Raw genomic sequence first — 6,139 nt, 5'->3', positions numbered from 1 at the left:
CTGCAAGCGGCCCCCCCCCCCCCCCCCACCCCAACCCCCCCCCCCCCCCCCCCCCCCCCCCCCCCCCCCCCCCGCTCCCACAGTGGGAATGCATTCCAAGGTAGGAGCTGCCGCAGGCTGCGATCTTTTGCTGTTAATGGGAGTGGCGGGGGACTTCAGCACCTCGGCAGCCGACCAGGAAATCAAAGTCACAACCCTGATCCGCCTGCAGCACATGGTCGATGTACAACTGACGATAGCCGCCGACCAGTAGCTGCTGCGGTGGCTGCAGATCCGCCATGCGCGCCGCCAGTTCGGCATCCGGAATGTCCAGATGCAAACGCCCGCTGGCGCAATCCAGCTCGATCCAGTCGCCTTCCTGCACCACCGCCAACGGCCCGCCGGCCGCCGCTTCCGGGGCGACGTGCAACACCACCGTGCCGTACGCGGTGCCGCTCATTCGCGCATCAGAAATGCGCACCATATCGGTCACACCCTGCGCCAGCAGCTTGGCCGGCAAACCCATGTTGCCGACCTCGGCCATGCCCGGATAACCCTTTGGCCCGCAGTTCTTCATCACCAGAATCGAATCTTTATCGACATCCAGTTCCGGATCATTGATCCGCGCCTTGTACATATCGAAGTTTTCAAACACCACCGCGCGACCCCGATGCTGCATCAATTCAGGCGTGGCGGCGGATGGTTTGAGCACCGCACCCAGAGGCGCCAGATTACCGCGCAACACGCAGATACCACCGTCAGCGCGGATCGGATTGTCGAGGGTACGGATCACTTCGTCCTCGCCATAAATCGGCGCGTCCTTGGTGTTCTCGCCTAGCGATTTACCGTTGACGGTCAGCGCGTCCGGATTGGGAATCAGATTGGCCTCGCCGAGACGCCGCAGCACCGCCGGCAAGCCCCCGGCGTAGTAAAACTCTTCCATCAGGAAACGTCCGGACGGTTGCAGATCGACGATGGTCGGCATGCCGCGCCCGATGCGCGTCCAGTCGTCCAGATCCAGTTCGACGCCGATGCGACCGGCGATGGCTTTCAGGTGAATCACTGCGTTGGTCGAACCGCCAATAGCCGCGTTGACCCGAATGGCGTTTTCAAAGGCTTCCTTCGTCAGAATCTTCGACAGTCGCAAGTCTTCGCGCACCATCTCCACCGCGCGCATGCCGGACATGTGCGCCAACACGTAACGCCGCGCATCGACTGCCGGAATCGCCGCGTTGTGCGGCAACGACGTGCCCAGTGCTTCGGCCATGCAAGCCATGGTCGACGCGGTGCCCATGGTGTTGCAGGTACCCGCCGAGCGTGACATGCCGCCCTCGGCCGCGAGGAAATCGTCGATGGTGATAGTGCCGGCCTTGACCTGTTCGCTGAGCTGCCAGACCACCGTGCCGGAGCCGATGTCCTTGCCCTTGTGCTTGCCGTTGAGCATCGGCCCGCCGGTGACGACGATCGCCGGCACATCGCAACTGGCCGCGCCCATCAGCAGCGCCGGAGTGGTTTTGTCGCAGCCGGTCAACAGCACCACGCCGTCAATCGGGTTGCCGCGAATCGCTTCTTCGACGTCCATGCTCGCCAGGTTGCGAGTGAGCATGGCGGTCGGTCGCAGGTTCGACTCGCCATTGGAGAACACCGGGAATTCCACCGGAAAGCCGCCAGCCTCGATCACCCCGCGTTTGACGTGCTCCGCAATCTGGCGGAAATGCGCGTTGCACGGGGTCAGTTCCGACCATGTGTTGCAGATGCCGATGATCGGCTTGCCGTGAAACTGGTGGTCGGCGATGCCCTGATTCTTCATCCAGCTGCGGTACATGAAGCCGTTCTTGTCGGCCGTGCCAAACCATTGGGCCGAGCGCAGGGTGGGTTTCTTCTCAGACATGATCGGTTCTCTTATTGTAAGACTATTGTTTGCGAGTCATGGCTAAACATATGCGCAAAATCGCCGCTTTGGAAGTGTTGTTGGGTAATTAGTATTACTATATAGTCGTTTTCGGTGGAGGGATTGGCCCTGGCGGTTTTCCGCGAGAGGCGTCCCCCGAGGTTCTATAAAAACAACAATCGGAGACCGATCCCATGAGCCAGGAACTGCGGCTTGTTCGCCGCATCACGCTGAAACTGATTCCCTTCCTGATCCTGCTATACCTGATCGCCTATGTGGATCGCTCCGCCGTCGGCTTCGCCAAGCTGCACATGGGCGCCGACATCGGCATCGGTGACGCGGCCTATGGCCTCGGTGCCGGGCTGTTTTTCATTGGCTACTTTCTTCTCGAAATCCCCAGCAACCTGATGCTCGAACGCTTCGGTGCGCGGCGCTGGTTTGCGCGGATCATGATCACCTGGGGCGCAATCACCATCGGCATGGCCTTCGTCCAAGGGCCGCACAGTTTCTACGTGATGCGCTTTCTGCTCGGCGCGGCGGAGGCGGGGTTCTTCCCCGGCGTTCTCTACTACATCACCCAATGGTTCCCGGTGCGCCATCGCGGCAAGATCCTCGGCCTGTTCATCCTCTCTCAACCGATCGCGATGATGATCACCGGCCCGGTGTCCGGCGGCTTGCTGGGCATGGACGGCATCCTCGGTCTGCACGGCTGGCAGTGGCTGTTCATCGTCATCGGCACCCCGGCGATCCTCCTGACCTGGCCGGTATTGCGCTGGCTGCCCGACGGCCCGCAGAACGTGAAGTGGATGGATCAGGCCGAGAAAGACTGGCTGACCGGCGAACTGAAAAAAGATCTTCAGGAATACGGCCAGACCCGTCACGGCAACCCGCTGCATGCGCTCAAAGACAAACGCGTGTTGCTGCTGGCGCTGTTTTACCTGCCGGTGACCCTGAGCATTTATGGCCTCGGCCTGTGGCTGCCGACGCTGATCAAACAGTTCGGCGGCAGCGATCTGGTGACCGGTTTTGTCTCGGCGGTGCCGTACATCTTCGGCATCGTCGGTCTGCTGATCGTGCCGCGCAGTTCCGACCGCATGAATGATCGCTACGGCCATCTGGCGGTGCTCTATGTACTGGGTGCGCTGGGCCTGTTCTTCAGCGCGTGGCTGACCCTGCCGGTGGCGCAATTGGCGGCGCTGTGTCTGGTGGCGTTCGCGCTGTTTTCCTGCACGGCGGTGTTCTGGACCTTGCCGGGGCGGTTCTTTGCCGGCGCGAGTGCAGCGGCGGGGATCGCCCTGATCAACTCGGTGGGCAACCTCGGCGGGTACATCGGGCCGTTCGTGATCGGGGCGTTGAAGGAGTACACCGGGAATCTGGCTTCGGGGTTGTATTTCCTGTCGGGGGTGATGGTGTTCGGATTGATCCTCACAGCCATCGTCTACCGCGTGCTCGAGCGCAAACACGCGCTGCCGGCCGAGCAATTTGCCGCCAGCGCACGCGGCGCCACAAGAACCTGACTGGCCGACACCGACCTTGTGGGAGCGAGCTTGCTCGCGAAGAGGTCGGCACATTCAACATTTGTCGTGACTATTACACCACCTTCGCGAGCAAGCTCGCTCCCACAGGAATCAGCGGTGTTTTTGAGGGAATAGGAGAAGAATATGCATCTGGTTCAATTCGAATTGATTAACGGCGAGCGCCGCGTCGGCGTGGTCGACAACGGTCTGGTCCGCGAAGTGCAGGACGCCCGCAGCGTACGCGATCTGGCGTTGGCCGCGATCGAGGCCGGCAGCACCCTTGAACAGCAGGTGCAGACCCACGGCCTCGGCATCCATCACGACTACGCCGAGCTGCTGAACACCCGGCGCATCCTGCCACCGCTGGACCATCCCGATCCTGCGCACCTGCTGGTCAGCGGCACCGGCCTGACGCATTTGGGCAGCGCCTCGGCCCGGGACAAGATGCATCAACAGGCCGGCGACGAAGCGCAAATGACCGACACCATGCGCATCTTCAAATGGGGCGTGGAGGGCGGCAAACCGGCGGCGGGGCAGGCGGGTGTGCAACCGGAATGGTTTTACAAGGGCGACGGCAGCATCGTCGTGCGTCCGGGCGAGGCCTTCCCGTTACCGCCGTTTGCCGAGGATGCCGGCGAGGAACCGGAAATGGCCGGGCTCTACGTCATTGGCCACGACGGCAAACCCTGGCGCCTCGGTTTCGCGGTGGGCAACGAGTTCTCCGACCACGTCATGGAGCGCAAGAACTACCTGTACCTGGCCCACTCGAAACTGCGCAGTTGCAGCTACGGCCCGGAACTGCGCACCGGCGAACTGCCGCAGCATCTGGCCGGCACCAGCCGCATTCTGCGTGACGGTGAAGTGCTGTGGCAGAACGAATTCCTCAGCGGCGAAGCCAACATGTGCCACAGCCTCGCCAACCTCGAATACCACCATTTCAAATACCGCCAGTTCCTGCGTCCCGGCGACGTGCACATTCACTTTTTCGGCACCGCGACCCTGTCGTTCGCCGATGGCATCCGCACCCAACCCGGCGACCGGTTTGAAATCAGCCAGGCCGAATTCGGCGCACCGCTGGTCAACGGCATCGCGCCGGCAGCAGCGGCTTTTCAACCGGACAGCATCGGCACCCTTTAAGGAGCTCCCATGACTCAGATTCTCGGTCACAACTACATCGGCGGGCAGCGCAGCGCAGCGGGCAACGTCAAACTGCACAGCGTCGACGCGACTACCGGCGAACACCTGCCGTACGATTTCATTCAGGCGACTGAAACCGAAGTCGATGCCGCCGCCAAAGCCGCTGCCGCAGCGTACCCGGCCTATCGCAGCCTCAGCGCTGAACGCCGCGCGCAATTTCTCGACGCGATTGCCGATGAGCTGGATGCGTTGGGTGATGATTTCGTGGCCGTGGTCTGTCGCGAAACCGCGTTGCCGGCGGGGCGCATTCAGGGCGAGCGCGGGCGCACCAGCGGCCAGATGCGCCTGTTCGCCAAAGTCCTGCGGCGCGGTGATTTCTACGGTGCGCGAATCGATCTGCCACTGCCGGATCGCCAGCCGTTGCCGCGCCCGGATCTGCGGCAGTACCGCATCGGCCTCGGCCCGGTCGCGGTGTTTGGCGCGAGCAACTTTCCGCTGGCGTTCTCGACGGCTGGTGGTGACACCGCTGCCGCGCTGGCCGCTGGTTGCCCGGTGGTGTTCAAGGCTCACTCGGGTCACATGGCAACCGCTGAACTTGTCGCCGACGCACTGATTCGCGCCGCCGAAAAAACTGCGATGCACATCGGTGTGTTCAACATGATTTACGGCGGCGGTGTGGGCGAGTGGCTGGTCAAGCATCCGGCGATCCAGGCCGTCGGTTTCACCGGTTCGCTCAAGGGCGGTCGGGCACTCTGCGACATGGCGGCGGCGCGGCCGCAACCGATTCCGGTGTTCGCCGAGATGTCGAGCATCAACCCGGTGATCGTTCTGCCGCAAGCCTTGGCTGAGCGTTCAGAGTCCATCGCCCGCGACCTGACCGCCTCGGTGGTGCAGGGCTGTGGTCAGTTCTGCACTAATCCGGGATTGGTCATCGGTATTCGTTCGCCGCAGTTCAGCGCCTTCGTCCAGCAAGTCGCCGGGCTGATCGGCGATCAACCGGCGCAGACCATGCTCAACGCCGGCACCCTCGGCAGCTACGGCCAAGGCTTGCAGAAACTCTTGGTGCATTCCGGCATTGAGCATTTGGCGGGTCAGCCGCAGCAGGGCAATCAGGCGCAGCCGCAATTGTTCAAGGCCGATGTCAGCCTGTTGATCAACAGCGATGAAGTGTTGCAGGAGGAAGTGTTCGGCCCGACCACGGTGATCGTCGAAGTGGCGGACAAGGCCGAGCTCAGCGCGGCACTGCAGGGCCTGCACGGCCAACTGACGGCGACGATGATCGGCGAGCAGGCCGACTTCGAGCGCTTCCCGGAGCTGACGCCGTTACTTGAACAGAAGGTCGGGCGGATCCTGCTCAATGGTTATCCGACCGGGGTCGAGGTGTGTGACTCGATGGTGCATGGCGGGCCGTATCCGGCGACGTCCGACTCGCGCGGTACGTCGGTGGGGACGCTGGCGATCGATCGCTTCCTGCGTCCGGTGTGCTTCCAGAATTACCCCGACAGTTTGCTGCCGGAACCGCTGAAGAATGGCAATCCGCTGCGCATTCAGCGCCTGGTGGATGGCAAGCCCTCTCGCGACGCGCTGTAACTGCCAGCCAATATCCCTGTGGGAG

4 protein-coding genes are annotated in these 6,139 nt (G+C 62.6%); 3 read left to right on the top strand and 1 reads right to left on the bottom strand.

All coding sequences use genetic code 11. The features are described from left to right. Positions 1 to 133: 133 nt before the first annotated feature. A complete protein-coding gene (locus NTD85_RS20895; RefSeq protein ID WP_115984925.1) occupies positions 134 to 1,870 on the bottom strand; it encodes an IlvD/Edd family dehydratase in 1,737 nt (578 codons plus the stop codon). Positions 1,871 to 2,064: 194 nt separating this feature from the next. On the opposite strand from NTD85_RS20895, the gene NTD85_RS20890 reads away from it, so the two are divergent. The 3 genes from NTD85_RS20890 (at position 2,065) to NTD85_RS20880 (ending at position 6,114) form a co-directional block, all read left to right on the top strand. Then, positions 2,065 to 3,387 carry an MFS transporter gene (locus NTD85_RS20890; protein WP_226499124.1) on the top strand — a complete coding sequence of 441 codons (1,323 nt, stop codon included), beginning with the start codon at positions 2,065 to 2,067 and terminating at the stop codon, positions 3,385 to 3,387. Between the two features lie 144 nt (positions 3,388 to 3,531). Next, the gene (gene araD1 / locus NTD85_RS20885) at positions 3,532 to 4,524 is read left to right on the top strand and encodes an AraD1 family protein (protein ID WP_262143104.1); all 993 of its coding nucleotides are present in this window, start codon (positions 3,532 to 3,534) and stop codon (positions 4,522 to 4,524) included. Between the two features lie 9 nt (positions 4,525 to 4,533). Continuing rightward, on the top strand, positions 4,534 to 6,114 hold the full coding sequence (locus NTD85_RS20880; protein ID WP_262143103.1) for an aldehyde dehydrogenase (NADP(+)): 1,581 nt from the start codon (positions 4,534 to 4,536) through the stop codon (positions 6,112 to 6,114). Positions 6,115 to 6,139 lie beyond the last annotated feature (25 nt).

Source organism: Pseudomonas sp. 13B_3.2_Bac1, assembly GCF_025466205.1.
Lineage (GTDB): Bacteria > Pseudomonadota > Gammaproteobacteria > Pseudomonadales > Pseudomonadaceae > Aquipseudomonas > Aquipseudomonas fluorescens_H.
This window is presented reverse-complemented; position numbering and strand designations above follow the sequence as displayed.

Excerpts from the sequence above, each read along its gene's own strand:
- NTD85_RS20895 (WP_115984925.1), bottom strand. The coding sequence starts at position 1,870 with ATGTCTGAGAAGAAACCCACCCTGCGCTCGGCCCAATGGTTTGGCACG.
- NTD85_RS20890 (WP_226499124.1), top strand. The coding sequence starts at position 2,065 with ATGAGCCAGGAACTGCGGCTTGTTCGCCGCATCACGCTGAAACTGATT.
- araD1 (WP_262143104.1), top strand. The coding sequence starts at position 3,532 with ATGCATCTGGTTCAATTCGAATTGATTAACGGCGAGCGCCGCGTCGGC.
- NTD85_RS20880 (WP_262143103.1), top strand. The coding sequence starts at position 4,534 with ATGACTCAGATTCTCGGTCACAACTACATCGGCGGGCAGCGCAGCGCA.